Origin of the sequence: Microbacterium sp. ABRD28 (assembly GCF_003850245.1) — a bacterium.
In the GTDB taxonomy this organism is placed as follows: Bacteria; Actinomycetota; Actinomycetes; order Actinomycetales; family Microbacteriaceae; genus Microbacterium.
Genome location: NZ_CP031015.1, coordinates 2,371,101 through 2,386,699 on the forward strand (window position 1 = coordinate 2,371,101; position 15,599 = coordinate 2,386,699).

General features: G+C 69.8%; 15 protein-coding genes. 6 read left to right on the plus strand and 9 right to left on the minus strand.

Going from position 1 to position 15,599, the window contains the following annotated elements:
- Positions 1 to 13 precede the first annotated feature (13 nt).
- From rdgB to murI, 3 genes are read right to left on the minus strand one after another with little or no spacing between them, the layout of a single operon-like run.
- On the minus strand, positions 14 to 613 hold the full coding sequence (rdgB, locus tag DT073_RS11490; protein ID WP_124293508.1) for an RdgB/HAM1 family non-canonical purine NTP pyrophosphatase: 600 nt from the start codon (positions 611 to 613) through the stop codon (positions 14 to 16).
- Between the two features lie 2 nt (positions 614 to 615).
- On the minus strand, positions 616 to 1,359 hold the full coding sequence (gene rph / locus DT073_RS11495) for a ribonuclease PH (RefSeq protein WP_124293509.1): 744 nt from the start codon (positions 1,357 to 1,359) through the stop codon (positions 616 to 618).
- Positions 1,360 to 1,368: 9 nt separating this feature from the next.
- Positions 1,369 to 2,196, minus strand: a complete 828-nt coding sequence (gene murI / locus DT073_RS11500) for a glutamate racemase (protein WP_124293510.1) — start codon at positions 2,194 to 2,196, stop codon at positions 1,369 to 1,371.
- A gap of 58 nt (positions 2,197 to 2,254) precedes the next feature.
- Between murI and DT073_RS11505 the strand changes: the two genes are divergently transcribed.
- Complete coding sequence (locus DT073_RS11505) at positions 2,255 to 3,592, plus strand: nicotinate phosphoribosyltransferase (protein ID WP_124293511.1); 1,338 nt, start codon at positions 2,255 to 2,257, stop codon at positions 3,590 to 3,592.
- 4 nt (positions 3,593 to 3,596) lie between these two features.
- Here the strand turns inward: DT073_RS11505 and DT073_RS11510 are convergent, their stop codons facing one another.
- The 3 genes from DT073_RS11510 to DT073_RS11520 are packed head-to-tail and all read right to left on the minus strand — an operon-like array spanning position 3,597 to position 6,961.
- Positions 3,597 to 3,860: a DUF3039 domain-containing protein gene (locus DT073_RS11510; RefSeq protein WP_124293512.1), complete on the minus strand. Its 264-nt coding sequence runs from the start codon at positions 3,858 to 3,860 to the stop codon at positions 3,597 to 3,599.
- Positions 3,861 to 3,908: 48 nt separating this feature from the next.
- Positions 3,909 to 5,477: a hypothetical protein gene (locus DT073_RS11515; RefSeq protein WP_124293513.1), complete on the minus strand. Its 1,569-nt coding sequence runs from the start codon at positions 5,475 to 5,477 to the stop codon at positions 3,909 to 3,911.
- Positions 5,453 to 6,961, minus strand: a complete 1,509-nt coding sequence (locus tag DT073_RS11520; protein WP_353681938.1) for an ABC transporter ATP-binding protein — start codon at positions 6,959 to 6,961, stop codon at positions 5,453 to 5,455. Before DT073_RS11520 ends, DT073_RS11515 begins: the two co-directional genes overlap by 25 nt.
- A gap of 193 nt (positions 6,962 to 7,154) precedes the next feature.
- Between DT073_RS11520 and DT073_RS11530 the strand changes: the two genes are divergently transcribed.
- From DT073_RS11530 to DT073_RS16160, 4 genes are all read left to right on the plus strand, one after another.
- A complete protein-coding gene (locus DT073_RS11530; protein WP_124293515.1) occupies positions 7,155 to 7,847 on the plus strand; it encodes a phosphocholine cytidylyltransferase family protein in 693 nt (230 codons plus the stop codon).
- A gap of 79 nt (positions 7,848 to 7,926) precedes the next feature.
- Positions 7,927 to 8,859 (plus strand): hypothetical protein, encoded by a 933-nt coding sequence (locus tag DT073_RS11535; protein WP_124293516.1) that lies wholly within the window; start codon positions 7,927 to 7,929, stop codon positions 8,857 to 8,859.
- Positions 8,860 to 8,989: 130 nt separating this feature from the next.
- Entirely contained in the window at positions 8,990 to 10,174 is a 1,185-nt protein-coding gene (locus tag DT073_RS11540; protein ID WP_240638590.1) for an HNH endonuclease signature motif containing protein, read from the plus strand.
- Between the two features lie 84 nt (positions 10,175 to 10,258).
- Complete coding sequence (locus DT073_RS16160; RefSeq protein WP_276310433.1) at positions 10,259 to 10,381, plus strand: hypothetical protein; 123 nt, start codon at positions 10,259 to 10,261, stop codon at positions 10,379 to 10,381.
- A gap of 34 nt (positions 10,382 to 10,415) precedes the next feature.
- On the opposite strand, the gene DT073_RS11545 is transcribed toward DT073_RS16160, so the two are convergent.
- Entirely contained in the window at positions 10,416 to 11,708 is a 1,293-nt protein-coding gene (locus DT073_RS11545; RefSeq protein ID WP_124293517.1) for a CDP-glycerol glycerophosphotransferase family protein, read from the minus strand.
- A gap of 109 nt (positions 11,709 to 11,817) precedes the next feature.
- Between DT073_RS11545 and DT073_RS11550 the strand changes: the two genes are divergently transcribed.
- Positions 11,818 to 12,843 carry a glycosyltransferase family 2 protein gene (locus DT073_RS11550; RefSeq protein WP_124294490.1) on the plus strand — a complete coding sequence of 342 codons (1,026 nt, stop codon included), beginning with the start codon at positions 11,818 to 11,820 and terminating at the stop codon, positions 12,841 to 12,843.
- 21 nt (positions 12,844 to 12,864) lie between these two features.
- Here DT073_RS11550 and DT073_RS11555 read toward each other — a convergent pair whose 3' ends face one another.
- Both DT073_RS11555 and DT073_RS11560 read right to left on the minus strand, forming a co-directional pair.
- Positions 12,865 to 14,313, minus strand: a complete 1,449-nt coding sequence (locus tag DT073_RS11555; protein WP_124293518.1) for a CDP-glycerol glycerophosphotransferase family protein — start codon at positions 14,311 to 14,313, stop codon at positions 12,865 to 12,867.
- Positions 14,310 to 15,581: a CDP-glycerol glycerophosphotransferase family protein gene (locus tag DT073_RS11560; protein ID WP_124293519.1), complete on the minus strand. Its 1,272-nt coding sequence runs from the start codon at positions 15,579 to 15,581 to the stop codon at positions 14,310 to 14,312. Before DT073_RS11560 ends, DT073_RS11555 begins: the two co-directional genes overlap by 4 nt.
- Positions 15,582 to 15,599 lie beyond the last annotated feature (18 nt).

A 15,599-nucleotide genomic window follows, 5' to 3' on the forward strand; every position in this document is an offset into this window, starting at 1 on the left:
CCGGAGCACAGACTCAGAGGGCTGACAGCAGCGGCGCGAGCCGCTCGAAAGCGCGGGCCCGATGGGATTGGGCGTTCTTCTCCTGGGCTTCCCACTCGCCGACCGTCCGCTCCGACGCGCTCGGCTGGGCGTCGGGGATGAAGATCGGGTCGTAGCCGAAGCCGCCCGTCCCCCGCTCAGCGGTGGCCAGTCGGCCCGGCCAGACGCCCTCCACGGTGTGCTCCTCACCGCCGGGCAGGACCAGGGCGATCACCGAGACGAACTGCGCCGCCCGATGGGGGTCACGGACATCCGACAGCTGATCCAGCAGCAGGCTCCTGTTGGCGGCATCGTCTTTGCGATGCCCTGCCCAGTAGGCCGAGAACACCCCCGGCGCTCCACCGAGAACGTCGACCCGGATGCCGGAGTCGTCAGCGAGAGCGGGAAGGCCGGTGTGGTGGGCGGCAGCCCGCGCTTTGATCAGCGCATTCGCGGCGAAGGTCACTCCGTCTTCGACCGGCTCCGGGCCGTCGTACCCCGAGACCACGAGGTCGGGACGCACCCGCGCGACGATCGCCTGGAACTCGGCGACCTTGTGGGCGTTGTGGGTGGCGAGGACGATCCGCTGCGGCATCCTCACTCCTCGCCTGCGCCCAGTGACGCCGCCTGGATCTCGCGGAGATCCGCACAGCCGGCCAGGGCGAGTTCGAGCAGGGCGTCGAGCTCGCGCTTGTCGAAGGGCGCACCCTCGGCCGTGCCCTGCACCTCGACGAAGAGCCCGCGGCCGGTGACCACGATGTTCATGTCGGTCTCGGCGCGCACGTCTTCGACGTAGGCGAGGTCGAGCAACGGCTCGCCGTCGACGATGCCGACCGAGACCGCCGAGACGGAGTCGAGAAGCACCTGTGCGCGCTGACCGATGAACTTGCGCTCCCGGCCCCAGGCGATGGCGTCGGCGAGAGCGACGTAGGCGCCGGTGATCGCGGCCGTGCGCGTGCCGCCGTCGGCCTGGAGCACGTCGCAGTCGATCACGATGGTGTTCTCACCGAGTGCCTTGGTGTCCACGACCGCACGCAGCGCGCGACCGATGAGGCGGGAGATCTCGTGGGTGCGGCCTCCGATCCGGCCCTTCACGCTCTCACGGTCGTTGCGATCGTTGGTGGCGCGCGGGAGCATCGCGTACTCGGCGGTGACCCAGCCCTTTCCCTTGCCGGTGAGCCAGCGGGGTACGCCGTTGGTGAAGGAGGCGGTGCACAGCACCCGGGTTCCGCCGAACGAGATCAGCGCCGAACCCTCAGCCTGGGTGCTCCACCCCCGCTCGATCGTGATGGGTCGAAGATCGTCGGGGCTGCGACCGTCTGCACGGGTGATCTCGGACATGTGTCTCCTTCAGGCCCGGGGCGCGGGCAGGTCGATGGCGCCGGTCTGGACGAGACGCACGTCGCGCACCTCGCGTCCCATCAGGCGGTGGGCGAGGCGCACGAAATCGTCGGCCGAGGCGCCGGTGGCCTCGTACACGTGGCGCGCGACGGCGTCGGGTCCGGCGAGCAGGTCGCGGCTGACGAGCTGGCGGTAGACATCCTTGGCGGTCTCGGTGTCGCTGGAGACGAGGCTCACACCCTGTCCCATGACGTAGCTGATCGCTCCCTCGAGGAAGGGGTAGTGCGTACATCCGAGGACGAGGGTGTCGACGCCGGCATGGCGGAGTGGGGCGAGATACTCCTCGGCGGTCGCGAGGACCCGCGGAGTGTCGGTCTCCCCCGCTTCGACGAAGTCGACGAAGGCGGGGCAGGCCTGGGCGAACACCTCCAGCCGCGCGTTGACCTCGAGCATGTCCTGGTAAGCGCCCGAACCGATTGTCCCGTCCGTGCCGATGACACCGATCCGACCGTTGCGTGTCGTCGACATCGCGGTGCGGACGGCGGGTCCGATGACTTCGACGACCGGAACGTCGTAGCGCTCGCGGGCGTCGCGCAGCATCGCAGCCGACGCCGTGTTGCACGCGATGACCAGCATCTTCACGCCCTCCGCGACGAGGGTGTCGAGGATCTCCAGAGCGTAGCGACGCACGTCGGCGATGGGCTTGGGCCCGTAGGGCGAGCGCGCGGTGTCGCCGATGTAGAGGATCGACTCGCGCGGCAGCTGCGCCGAGACGGCGCGGGCGACGGTCAGACCGCCGACCCCCGAGTCGAAGATTCCGATCGGCGCATCGTTCACGGTCATCCAGCCTACGCCGCGGCGCCCCCGCCTCTCGCCCGTCGATAGAGTGACCGCCATGAACCCATCCGCCGCGCCGTCCAGCGCGCTCCTCACCGATCGCTACGAGCTGACCATGCTCGACGCGGCCCTGCGGGACGGGACGGCCGAGCGACGCTGCGTCTTCGAGCTTTTCGGCCGACGCCTTCCCGGCGCGCGCCGCTTCGGCGTCGTCGCCGGCACCGGCCGGTTCCTGCAGCTGTTGGCCGACTACCGTTTCGGTGAGGACGAGTTGCGGTTCCTCCGTGACCACCGGGTGGTGGATGCCGCGACCCTTCGCTTTCTCGAGCACTACCGCTTCACCGGCACGATCCACGGCTACCGCGAGGGTGAGGCCTATTTCCCCGGCTCGCCGATCCTCGTTGTCGAGGGCACCTTCGCTGAGGCCGTCGTCCTGGAGACCCTGGCGCTGAGCGTCATGAACCACGACTCGGCGGTGGCGACCGCGGCCGCCCGGATGAGCGTCGCCGCCGGTGACCGGCCGCTCGCCGAGATGGGGTCGCGGCGAGCGCAGGAGCGCTCGGCCGTCGCTGCGGCGCGCGCGGCGTACATCGCCGGTTTCTCCGCGACGAGCAACCTGGAGGCCGGCAGGACGTGGGGCGTTCCGACGATGGGGACGGCCGCGCACGCCTGGACGCTCCTGCACGACACCGAGGAGGACGCCTTCCGCTCGCAGATCGACGCCCTCGGGGTGGAGACCACATTGCTGGTCGACACCTACGACATCGGCGCGGGGGTGGAGACCGCGGTGCGGGTCGCCGGGCCCGAGCTCGGCGGGGTGCGGATCGACTCGGGCGACCTCCCCACCGTCGCGGCGGCGGTGCGCGCGCAGCTCGACCGTCTCGGTGCCACGCGAACGAAGATCACCGTGACCAGCGACCTCGACGAGTTCGCGATCGCCGCCCTCGCCGCCTCACCGGTGGACTCCTACGGGGTCGGAACCTCGGTGGTGACCGGGTCGGGATCCCCGACCGCCGGCATGGTCTACAAGCTGGTCGCACGACAGGATGCCGCGGGCGGATGGGTGCCCGTCGCGAAAGCCTCGACCGACAAGGCCTCCCGTGGCGGCCGGAAGACCGCCTTCCGCACTCTGGAGGCGGGCACCGCGACATCCGAACTCATCGCAGTCTCCGACGGATTCGAACGGATGGCGACCGCCGTCGACCATCCCGATGCACGGCCGCTGCAGGTGGCGCTGGTGGAAGCCGGTGACACCGACGCGGCCGCACTGGGATCGGGCGGGGTCGCCCGAGCCCGCGAGCATCACGCGCGTGTCCGCGAGGAACTCCCCGTCAAGGCGCTCGCGCTCAGTCGCTCGGATCCGGCGCTGCCGACGGTCTTCGTCGACGTCGCGTGAGCGCTCAGACCATCGATTCGTAGATCTCTTTGCAGGTCGGGCAGACCGGGAACTTCTCGGGGTCGCGGCCCGGCGTCCACTTCTTGCCGCACAGCGCCCGCACAGGCTTGCCCGTCATCGCCGACTCGAGGATCTTGTCCTTCTTGACGTAATGCGAGAACCGCTCGTGATCTCCCGGCTCGAGGCTCTCTTCCCGGATGAGCTCTTCGAGTTCGCGGTCGAGGGTGGCGAGGCCGCCCTGGTCAGGGCTGTCGAGGGGCGTGCTCATGAGGGAAAAGTGTACCCGCGCTGTCGGACGCCCGGCAGGACCGATGGCTCAGGATGACTCGGCGAACTCCATGATGCGGCTCCCCCGCCGCTCGAAGACGGCGGAACCGACCGCGATGCCGGCGATCGCCGTGAACCCCCCGATCGCAAGGCCGCCCCAGAGCGCGAGGGTCGTCGCCTCCTCGTCCCCGCCGAGAGACAGCCATCCCCACCACGCCACGGGGGCGCTCAGCACCATCGCACCGAGCATGACGAACGCCTGGGCCAGCGCTCCGCCCGAACCGGTGCGCTGCGGCTGCTGGAAGGGACTGTCCCCGGGACGGGTCACCGGGTAGGGCCAGGTCGCCGACGTGATGCTCGAGAGCCCGAGCCCGCACAGGAACAGCGCGGCGCAGAGCCCGGTCATCGCCGGCAGTGCCGACCACCGGCCGTGGAGCGAGATGCTGATGGGAACCGCCACCGCGAGCAGAACGACGCCGATGAGGATGATCGGAACGAGTCGCCCGATACGATCCGAGGCGCCACGAACACCGCTGCCGATGTGCATCCAGACCGCTGTGGAGTCGTACGCGAGGTCGTTGTGGGGCAACCATCCGAAGAAGAGCGCGGCGACCGGAACGGGTACGAGCACCGCGATCTCCAGCGGCACACCCGCCACCAGGAGCGGCACGACGGTGAGCGCGGCGGCGACCGGGATCGCCAGCACATTGACCAGATACCGCCTGTCGGTCAGCCAGTAGAGCAGGCTTCGCGCGGCGATCGCGCCGCCCGGAGTGCCCGGGGCGACGGCGAACCAGCCGAGGCCACCGCGCTCACGACCGGTGAGCGGACGCTCGGATGTGGTGAGGAGCACCCGGACCAGCCAGAACCACAATCCGGTGAGCGCCGCGACGGTGAGGAACGCCACGAGGAAGGAGAGCGGGGCGGCCTCGGCCCCGGTCACCACCAGTCCGGGGAAGGCCCACGCCGCACCGAGGGGTGTGAGGGCGAGGATCTCGACCGCCTCGGACAGCTGAGACGGAACGGTTCCGCGCCACTCCAACGAGGCGAGGAACACGCCGACGGGCACGACGACGACGAGGACGGCGAGGATGAACAGTCCTGTGAGTTCGCGAGAGCGGCGCTCGCGCAGGAACAGGGACGTCACCGCCATCCCGACGCGCGCGAGCAGGCCGCAGGTGACGACGGCGAGGATGATCCCGACCGCGATCGCCCACCACGGCGTGCCGAGCTCGCCCCAGGTGACGCCGGCCGCGACGGCGACCGCCGTGACGGCAGCGATCGGGACGCTCACCAGACCGACGGCCGCGATCGTCGCGGCGAGCGGGGCCGGGGCGAGCCCCAGAACGGCGAACCGGCGGGGGTCGAGAGGGTCCGAGACCGAGGCCACGATCGGCGCGAGCGCGAACCCGAGGGTGACCCCAGAACCGCCCAGTACCGTCACGGCGAGCACGACGCCTGCGCGCGTGTCGGCCAGTGTCAGCACTGCCCAACAGCCGGCCGCGACGGCAGCGATGAGCACAATCGAACCCAGGATCATCCGGGTGAGGTGACGTCGATCGCCGCGCAGGGCACCGAAGACAAGGGCGATCCTCAGTCGGAGAACGTGTGCAACCACTCCAGGCCTTCCACATCGCTCAGGCCTCCGGCCAGCTCGATGAAGCGCTGCTCGAGCGTCAATTCGCCGCGCACCTCGTCGATGGTGCCCTCTGCCAGGACTTGCCCCGCCACGATGACCGCGACCCGGGAGCAGACGCGCTCCACGAACTCCATCCCGTGACTGGACAGGATGACCGTGCCGCCGTGCGAGACGTAGGCCGACAGGATGTCGAGGATCACCGCGCTCGAGACCGGGTCGACCGACTCGAACGGTTCGTCCAGCACCAGGAGCCGCGGCGAGTGGATCAGCGCGCCGGCGAGCATGATCTTCTTCACCATCCCGGCGGAGTAGTCCGACACCACGCGATGGAGGGCATCGGTGAGGTCGAACGCGCGGGCGAGGTCGGCGCTCCGCGCCTCGACCACCGATGAGGGGAGCCCTCGGAGCACGCCGTAGTAGTAGAGGAGCTGACGTCCGGTGAGACGGTCGAAGGTGCGCAGCCGATCAGGCAGCACCCCCATGAGCTTCTTGGCCTGCAGGGGCTTGGCGCCGGCATCGATGTCGCCGACCCGGATCGTGCCCCGATCGGGTCGCAGCAGCCCGGCGATCATCGACAGGGTGGTCGTCTTGCCCGCACCGTTCGGACCCACCAGACCGTAGAAGGTGCCGGCGGGGATCGTGAGGTCGATCCCGTCGACGGCCCGCGTTCCACCGAAGGATTTCGACACCCCACGCACGGTGAGGGCCGCGTGGTCGATGTCGGGCTCGGGAAGGTCGAGGCTGTCGGCGAGTGAAAGCGGGGGGCTCTCGTGGAGACGGGACTCCTCGGTTTCGCCGGATGTCTCAGCGGAACCGGAAGGAGACTCATCGAGGGTCGTCTCCGGCCTCGAGGACTCCTCGATCGGCGACTCGGTGGCCGGTGTCTCCTCGACCCGGGGCTCCTCGACCGGGGGCTCCTCCACCGGAGGCGCCTCGACGGCAGCCTCCTGGACCGGGGGCTCCTCGCTCGGAGACTCCGGCACCGGGGTCGCCGCGGACAGAACGGGCAGGGGCGGGCGAGGAGGGATGACGATCGCGTCCTCACGCACCAGGGGCAGTGGCGGCACCGGCGGCACGATGACGGCGTCGATGTCGGGGAAACCCGCTTTCGGGGCCGTCACCGGCTCGCCGACATCGCTCGGGCTCGAGACGCTCGCGGCGCGGGGCGCGGCGGTGGCCTTCTGCGCCGGGGGCTTCCGTGCGGGGGTCTTCCGTGCGGGAGTCTTCCGCGCCGCGCTCTTCCGCGGCGCGCGGGGCGACGTCGCTGCGCTCTGGGTCTTCGCCTCCGCCGATGCCGCAGGTGCGGTCACCTCGGGGGCGGCCGGCTTCGCATCATCCTCGGAGTCGGATGCCGTCAGGGGAGGAACGAGCTTGATCTCGACCTCACGCGCCACAACGCCGTGGTCGTCGCTGTCGGCGCGAGCCGTGTCAGCGTCGTCGGGCATCGGGAGTGAGGGAGTCACTTCATCACGCTATCAAGCGCATCCGATTCGGCGAACGGGTTGTGAGGGAACCGTCATCGTTCGATATATCACAAACCTGCAACGACGGGAAGGTATTATGCCTCCTCACAGGGGACATGGCTACCATCAGATGGGCACAACGGAGTGTCCGGTCGGTTAACCGACAGTGAATCACACACTCCAGGAGCAGATCTTGACCGTTCAGACCGTAATTCTCGCCGCGGGCATGGGCTCGCGACTCGGCCGCAGCCTGCCCAAGCCGCTCACGGAGCTGAACGACGGCCGTAGCATCATGCAGCAGCAGCACGACAACATCCGTGCCGCATTCGGCGACGATGCCCGCATCACGACGGTCGTCGGCTACCGCGCCGAGGCCATCGTCGACGCTTTCCCCCAGGTCGACTACGTCTACAACGACCGGTACGACCAGACGAACACGTCGAAGTCGTTGCTGCGCGCCCTGGGCGCGACCGGCAAGGGCGGCGTGCTCTGGATGAACGGCGACGTCGTGTTCGACCCGCGCGTGCTCGGCCGGGCGATCGACCTCATCGAGAACGACCGCTCCTTCGTCACGGTCAACACCGCCAAGGTCTCGGACGAGGAGGTCAAGTACACCCTCGACGAGGACGGTTTCGTCAAGGAGCTCTCCAAGACCGTCGTGGGCGGAATCGGCGAGGCTGTCGGCATCAACTACATCTCCAGCCGCGACAAGCGCGCCTTCATCCGCCAGCTGAACCGCGTTGCCGACCAGGACTACTTCGAGCGCGCGCTCGAGCTGGCGATCCTCGAGGACGGCCTGCAGCTGCGCGTGATGGACATCTCCGACCTGTATGCGGTCGAAGTGGACTTCGCCGAAGACCTCGAGCGGGCGAACCTCTTCGTCTGAGTCCCCCGGCGCCTCACCCGCCGGATGACCGAAGTCAACACCCAGGGTGCGGGCGCCGCCTGCTCGTAGGATCGCGGGCATGGCAGAGAAGGTGCACCGCATCCACTCGATGACCGACGACGCGCCATGGCACGGCGGCCTCCCGCCGGCCGGGTCCGACGAGCACCCTCACGTCGTCCGTCTGTTGGATCGGGTACTGGCCATCCAGCGACCCGTGGTGCTCGCGCATCTGCGGAGCATCCGGCTTCGACACCCGGACGCGACACCGGCTCAGATCATCCGTATCCTCGAACGCCGCTACCTCACCGCCGTCACCGCAGGCGGGGCGGCGGTCGGCGCGACTGCCGTCGTGCCTGGCGTCGGCACCGGGGTCACCCTTGCCCTCAGCGGCGTGGAGACCGTCGGATTCCTCGAAGCGACGACGCTCTTCGCTCAATCGATCGCCGAAGTGCACGGGATCGCGGTCGCCGACCCTGATCGGGCGCGCGCGCTGGTCCTCACCCTGATGCTCGGCACCGAAGGCGTGGATCTGCTGCGTCAGCTCGCTCAGCAAGCAAGCGGCAAAGGTCCGGGGCGAGACTCGTACTGGGGGGAGATCATCACCACATCCCTCCCCCGCGCCGCGGTCGGGCCTCTGGTCGATCGCTTGAAGTCGACCTTCATCCGACAGTTCGCCGCCCGCGGAGGCGCGAGCTGGCTGGGCAAGGCGCTCCCCTTCGGCATCGGGGCGGCCGTCGGAGGCGCGGGCAACCACATCCTCGGTCGACGCGTGCTCGTCGGTTCGCGGCGCGCCTTCGGGCTTCCGCCGGAGATCCTTCCGGCCGATGTGGAGCCTCGGCCTGGAGCACAGCGAATGGAGTCGGCGGCCGCGGGAGGGCTGCGACGCGCCGGGGCGATGGTCGCTGGCGCGACCGGCACGGTGGTGCGCGCGATCGGTCCTGGACGACGGAGGAGCACAGCCCAACGCATCGTCGGCGCGACCGCTTCGGATGGTGGCGAGACGACGGGGTGACGCGGGATCCGGTGACCGACGAGGACACCGGCGGCGCTCAGCGCCCCGGCGGAAGGATGCAGATATCCGGTTCAACCTGGGGTTGAGGGTTTCGGGTCTCGATGTCGGAGGGTGGTGCCATCATTCATACATGCGTTCGAACCCGCGGCTCACCCTCCTCAGCGACGAGGACCGGTCCGAGCTGACCGGGGTGCTGACCCGGGTGGAGGCCGCGCAGGCGGCGTTGGCGGCGGCGGAGGCGGAGCAGACGCGTGCATTGGCCGAGGCGGGGGCGTTCGCGGCACGGTTGGCGGAGGGGTCATCCGCGGTGGTGCGGGACCGGGACATGGCGCTGCGGGGTGTGGCGGCGGAGATCGCGGCCGCGGTGCGACTGTCCGACCGGTCAGTGCAACGGCAGATCGACAGCGCCTATGCCGTGGTGAACGACTACCCGGCGACGGTGCACTGCTGGGAGAAAGGGCTGATCACCCGCGCGCACGTGGCGGTGGTCGAGGATGTCGGGCGACGGTTGCCGCCGGAGGTGAAGGGTGAGTTCGACCAGGTCGCCGCGGAGATCTGCCTCGACGAGACCCCGGGCCGTGCGCGGGCAGACTTGGAGATCCTCGCCGAGCGGATGCACCCGCGGACACTGACCGAGCGGCATGCGGGGGCGTTCCGGGAGCGGAAGATCGTCCGGTACACGATCGGTGACGGGATGTCGGAGCTGCGGGCGGTGCAGTCCACGGTGCTGATCGAGGGGATCTTCCAACGCATCACCGACGAAGCCACCGCGGTCATCACCGCCCGAGAACCCGGGGCGGATCCTGACGTGGCGCCGGACACCCGGTCCCTGGACGAGGTCCGCGCCGACGTGTTCGCCGACATGCTCCTCACCTCCGCCCCGAGCCTCAACCCGACCGGCTCTGGTGACCTACCGGGAGGGTTCGGGGCGATCACCGCGAAGGTGCAGGTGGTCATCCCCGTCATGGCCCTCATGGGGCAAAGCGATGTCCCGTGCGACCTTGCCGGGGTCGGCCCCATCGACGCGAAGACCGCCCGGCTGCTCGCGGGGAACAGCGACGGGGTGTGGGAGCGGCTGCTGACCCATCCGGTCACCGGGTTGACGATGGCGGTGGATCAGTACCGCCCGACCGGGGCGATGGTCCGGTTCCTCAAAGGTCGGGACAAGCACTGCCGGTGGCCGGGCTGCCGGATGCCCGCCCGAAAATGCGAGATCGACCACAACCACGACGCCGCCCTGGGCGGGAGAACCGAGATCTGCAACCTGTCCTGCCTGTGCCAACGACACCACAGCATGAAACAGTTCACCGCCTGAAACGTCCGACAACTCGACGGTGGGGTCATCGAGTGGACCTCCCCCGCAGGGCGGGTCTACACCGACAATCCACCCGGCCATGGGGTGCACTTCTCCCCAGAGGAGGACGTCCCCGACGACCTGTGGGTGAAATGGACCACCTTCACCGGAGAGTTCCGGATCACCGACGAACCCGCCGACGACCCCCGAGAACCGGCGCCGTTCTGACATCCCGCTGCGGGGAGGCGTGCCGGCGCGGCAGCTAATCGAGCTCCTCGTCGCCCTCGCGGTCCGGGGAGTCCTGCACGTCGTCGTCATCGTCGGCGCCGTCGCCGGAGCGCAGGTGCCACTCCTCCCACGAGGCCATCAGCTCGGCGACGGCGGTATGGAACCGCGCGGTGGCAGACCCCGGCGACGTGTCGCCGAAGTAGTGGCGCACCCACTGCTGCAGCCGCGAGACGGCACCCGGGTCCCGCAGCACGCGATCCGCCTCGGCGACGATCTCGGGGGCACGGTCGGCGTCGAGCCATTCGCAGGCGGACAGATATCCGTGCGCGTCCACAGCGGCGGCGGGGTCAGCAGGTCGCGTGATGAGGAGGGGTTTCCCGGCCGCCAGTCGGTCGTAGACCATGGCCGAGATGTCGGCGATAGCGATGTCGGCGGAAGCGAGCTGCCAGCCCAGTTCGGGTTTGTCGTCGAAGACGTGGTGCGCAGACGCATCTGCGGCGTTGGCGTCGGCGATCGCGGCGATGATGCGCCGGTTGGCAGCGCCGTACTCGTGATCGACGACCCCCGACCGGGGATGAGGACGGTAGATGACGCGGTGCCGCCCGGTCGCCAGCAGGGCCGAGACCAGGGCCTCACCGTGGGTGCGGATCGAGCCGTAGTGCGCTGAGGGACGATCACCCTCCCAGGTGGGTGCGTAGAGAACAACCGTCCGGTCGTCGGCGGGATACGGGACCGACCCGGCGTAGTGATCCGCCTGAGGTCGACCGATCTGCCGCGTCCGCCGGTCGAGATCGTAATCCCACAGGACTCTCGACAACCGTTCGCGGGCGGCCTCGCCCGCGATGAAGGCCACGTCGTAGGCCTTGTACTGATTGGTGGTCATGTACATCTTGTCGGACTCGCCGTGGTTGATGAACACATGCCAACGCCGCCCGTAGCGGAACATCTGGAAGTTCCGCGTGTTCTGGTTGACGTAGAAGACGATGCGGATGTCCTCGGCGATGAGGAACTGCTCGAGGTCGCGCACCGTCGGCACGAACGCCACGGGCAGAGCGCCGTCTTCCATCAGCGCGCGGGCACCCGTGACGGCGCGGCTGAGCACGACGACCGGCCAGGTGCGCGCCAGCTCCTGCAGGGGGCGGTACCACTGCCGCATCTGGTACATGTTGACCGCGCCGTCGGCGAAGTACACCGCGATCCGGTAGTGATCCTTCGGGAGAGGCGGCGCCGCCGCCTGCCGTCGACGGACATCGGCGACGGCAGCCCGATTGTCCAGAGCCCGCCGCACCAGGGCGAGGGCCTTCCCCGCGTCGGACACCCATCTCACCCGTCCAGACTAGCCAGCGGTCGCGTGACATGATCGACGGGTGGAGGCAGACGACCGGAAACGACGGGATGCGCCCGCCGTCCCTGCCGACGCCGGAGTGTCGTTCGTCATGCCCGTGCTCAACGAGCGCGACTATCTGGCCCGCGCGGTCGAAACCGTGCTGATGCAGGACCTCGACGTCCCGATCGAGCTGATCCTGGCCCTCGCGCCTTCCAGCGACGGCACCACCGAGCTCGCCTCCGCGCTCGCCTCCGCCGACTCCCGCATCGTTCTCGTCGACAACCCCGCCGCCGACATCCCGGTCGGATTGAACATCGCGATCCGCGCGAGCAGGTACCCCACGATCGTGCGGGTCGATGCGCACTCCGAACTCGAGCCCGGGTACACCCGCCGCGCCCTGGACACCCTCTCGCGCGTCGGAGCCGCCAACGTCGGCGGTGTGATGCGAGCCGACGGACGCACGCCCTTCCAGCGCGCGGTGGCACGGGCCTACAACTCCCGAATCGGCCTGGGTGGGGGCGCCTATCACGGAGGGGCCGACGAGGGCGACGCGGAATCGGCGTATCTCGGTGTCATGCGACGCACGGTCCTCGACGAGGTGGGCCTGTTCGACGAGTCGATACGCCGCGGCGAGGACTGGGAACTGAACCTGCGCATCCGCCGAGCAGGTTACCGCGTATGGTTCGACCCGACCCTGTCGGTGACGTACTGGCCACGGGAGAGCTGGACCCGCCTCGCGCGGCAGTTCTTCGCCACGGGAAGGTGGCGCGGCGAACTGGTACGCCGCTACGGCCTCGTCAACTCGCTGCGCTTCTTCGCACCGCCCGCCCTCGTCATCGTCGCCGCGGCATCCGTCGTCGTGGCCGTCCTTCAGGTCACCGGCGTCCTCAGCGGCATCCCATCGATCCTCGCCTCCGCCGTGCACCTGCCGGTGCTCGCATACCTCGTGCTCCTCCTGGCCGTAGCCGCGGGCCCCGGTGGCGGGAGAGGGTGGCGCGACAAGACGTGGACGCTCGCGGTGCTCCCGACGATGCACCTCTCGTGGGGCACGGGGTTCCTCATCGGCCTCGTCCGCGGAGCCGACGACACCGTCGACACCTCGCGCATCGGGGATCGCAACACACCGCTGCCGTGACCGCGCGACGGCGCCGCCGTCTCACTCGCGTTCGATGAGCCCCTGGTCGAGGATGCGACGGACGACGCGTTCGGCCGCCCGACCGTCATCGCGGGCATTGAACGCCCGCCGCCACGCGTCGTATTTCTCGGCGAACGGCGCGGTCTCCTCCGCCGTCAGCGCGGCGACGAGCTCAGGCTGCGTGCGCACCACGGGCCCCGGGGCGCGAGCGGCGAGGTCGAAGTAGAAGCCCCGCAGCGTACCCCGGTAATGATCCATGTCCGGCACCAGGAAGTACATCGGCTTGCCGGTGACGCTGAAGTCGAACATCACCGACGAATAGTCCGTGACCAGAGCGTCCACCGCCAGGAGAAGCGCTGACGTGTCGGGGTAACCCGTGACGTCGATGACCCGGGGACCGGCGAGGTCGTGACCGGGCTGAAGCGTGCGGGAGTGACCGCGCACGAGCACGACCGACCCGGTGTCGGCGGCCAGGCTCGTCGGATCGACGAAGTCGACGATCTCGTCGCGGTCGTCTCGCCAGGTGGGGGCGTAGAGGATGACCCGCTCCTCGGCACCGATCCCCAGCGCCGCGCGCGTGCTCGCACCGTCACCGGTCACCAGCACGTCGTTGCGCGGGTACCCCTCGACCCACAGCGGCCGACGCAGGAAGGCGTAGGCCTTCCGCAGCACCGACGCGGCGTACGGGTTCTGCGCCAGCAGGATGTCCCACCGGAACGACTCGCGGAGGACCGCCGCCGCCCGTCGTGGGTCGAAGCCCGGCCGGTGGAGGGCCAGCCGCTTCAGCGGCGTGCCGTGCCACGTCTGCAGGACGACCTGCCCGCCGCGGCGCGAGAAGCGACGGCGGAGCCAGTCGTTGACGACGAGGAGCCGTGAGACGCCTCGGGCCCGCCACCACTCGGGGCTCCCCTCGACCACGGCCACCGCGCCCTCCGGGACGACGACGGAAAGATCCGCGACACTCCAGTAGCGGGTCACCCCGGGAGCCCGCCGAGCGATCTCGCGATCGATGGCGAGCGGGTTGCAGCTGGCGTTGCGTCCGTAGAAGCTCTCGAAGAAGACCGCGTTCTCGAGCTCCCCCGGCCTGGTGGCGTATCGACGTTCGAGCGCGGCCTGGCCCTCACCGGAGTCGTACACCGGATCGATCGGCGGGCCGATCTCGACCGCACCGTCACGCAGCTCGGCGCGGAGGGTGCCCAGCACGCGCAGGGGGACGTCCGGCAGCTCGGCGTCATCGATCCCCGCCCCGCTCACGCGCAGAGCGTACGAACCGCGGGGAAGCGGAAGATCCGGTCCGCCCCATCGCGCGACGTGCAGGGGCAGATCCGCCCGCCAGCCGTCATCATCGGCGACGACCTCCGCGGACACACGGGCCCGCGGCCCCTCGAGGCTCGCACGCTCGGGCGCGGGGCCGGTGCCCGACAGCACAAGGGCGGGCGCGGGGTCGGCGTGGAACCGGGCGTCTGTCATCTGCGTCCTCTCGTGCGGCCGTCGGCGGTGGCGGCGCCCGTGGCGTTCAGGATGGCACGGTGGACCCGTGCGGTGTTGCCTCCGTCGCGGAAGGCATGGACATCGGCGCTGCGCGCCGCGGAGCGATCGGCCATGCGCGCGCGCTCCGGGCCGTCGGTGATCGCAGAGCGGAGTCGCCGCACGATCTCCGTCCAGTCCGACGCGAGGTCGCCCGCGGCGATCTCCTCGAAGGAGCCGTAGAAGCCGCGGCGGGCCGAGTACTCCTCGATGTCGGGCGCGAGGAAGAGAACGGGCGTGCGGTTGAGCCCCGCATCGAACACCAGCGACGAGTAGTCGGTGATGAGGAGATCGACGCCGGGGAGGACCGGCGTGACATCACGCAGAAGGTCGCTGCCGAGCATCCGGATACGCGGCGTCGGAACGGGCGGTGTGTACTCCCCCGCGCCGAGCGGGTGCGATCGAACGAGCAGGATGGCGTCCTGCGCCTCGAGGACGTCGCCGAGCGCCGACCAATCCGCCGGCGACGGTACGGCCGGATCCGGTGCGCCGTCTCGCCACGTCGGCGCGTAGAGGATGACCCGCGTTGCGGCCTCGATCGTCCCCACCGTCGTCGACAGCAGATCGCGAGCCAGACGGCGACGCTCCGCGGCCGAGCCACGCGACAGCACGTCGACACGCGGCTCGCCGGTCACGGGCACCCGTTCGTCGGTGAGCGAGAAGGCGGACTCCAGACGGCCGCGCACCAGGTGCGAGGCGGCGGGGATGAGCCCGATGCGTCGGGTCGCACCGCGATACATGGCGCGGATGAGTGCGCGCATCGCGCGCGATCGGGGCAGGATGCTGCTGCGCAGCGTCTCCGGGGAATCGAGGCCGATGCGCTTGAGCGGGATACCGTGCCACAGCTGCACCACGAAGGCGCCACCGGTGGCGTATCGGTTGACGTCGCCGAACCCATGGGTGACCACGAGCACGCGTGCCCGGGCGGTGAGCCAGAAACCCCGGAGTGTGGATTTCCTGACCGTCGGGATGCCGCGGGCCGCGGCATCCCGCTCCTCGCCCTGCGACGCGGTCAGCCACACCGCGCGCCGTCCGTGCGCCTCCGCTTCCTCCCAGAGAGCGAGAGCCCCATCGGCGATGCCCACCGCGCAGCCGAACACCCACAGGTCGGGCCGGCGCGGGACGACGAGCGTCACGACACGACCGAGCGCGTACAGCGGAATGCTCGCCACTTTGCGTGCATTTCCCGCGCCGAACGAGAAGGACGCCATCCCGCGAGCCTATCGCGG

What these genes read in the sequence shown, in the direction of transcription:
- rdgB (WP_124293508.1), bottom strand. Translation starts at nt 613, where the DNA reads ATGCCGCAGCGGATCGTCCTCGCCACCCACAACGCCCACAAGGTCGCC.
- rph (WP_124293509.1), bottom strand. Translation starts at nt 1,359, where the DNA reads ATGTCCGAGATCACCCGTGCAGACGGTCGCAGCCCCGACGATCTTCGA.
- DT073_RS11505 (WP_124293511.1), top strand. Translation starts at nt 2,255, where the DNA reads ATGAACCCATCCGCCGCGCCGTCCAGCGCGCTCCTCACCGATCGCTAC.
- DT073_RS11510 (WP_124293512.1), bottom strand. Translation starts at nt 3,860, where the DNA reads ATGAGCACGCCCCTCGACAGCCCTGACCAGGGCGGCCTCGCCACCCTC.
- DT073_RS11535 (WP_124293516.1), top strand. Translation starts at nt 7,927, where the DNA reads ATGGCAGAGAAGGTGCACCGCATCCACTCGATGACCGACGACGCGCCA.
- DT073_RS11540 (WP_240638590.1), top strand. Translation starts at nt 8,990, where the DNA reads ATGCGTTCGAACCCGCGGCTCACCCTCCTCAGCGACGAGGACCGGTCC.
- DT073_RS11550 (WP_124294490.1), top strand. Translation starts at nt 11,818, where the DNA reads ATGCCCGTGCTCAACGAGCGCGACTATCTGGCCCGCGCGGTCGAAACC.
- DT073_RS11555 (WP_124293518.1), bottom strand. Translation starts at nt 14,313, where the DNA reads ATGACAGACGCCCGGTTCCACGCCGACCCCGCGCCCGCCCTTGTGCTG.
- DT073_RS11560 (WP_124293519.1), bottom strand. Translation starts at nt 15,581, where the DNA reads ATGGCGTCCTTCTCGTTCGGCGCGGGAAATGCACGCAAAGTGGCGAGC.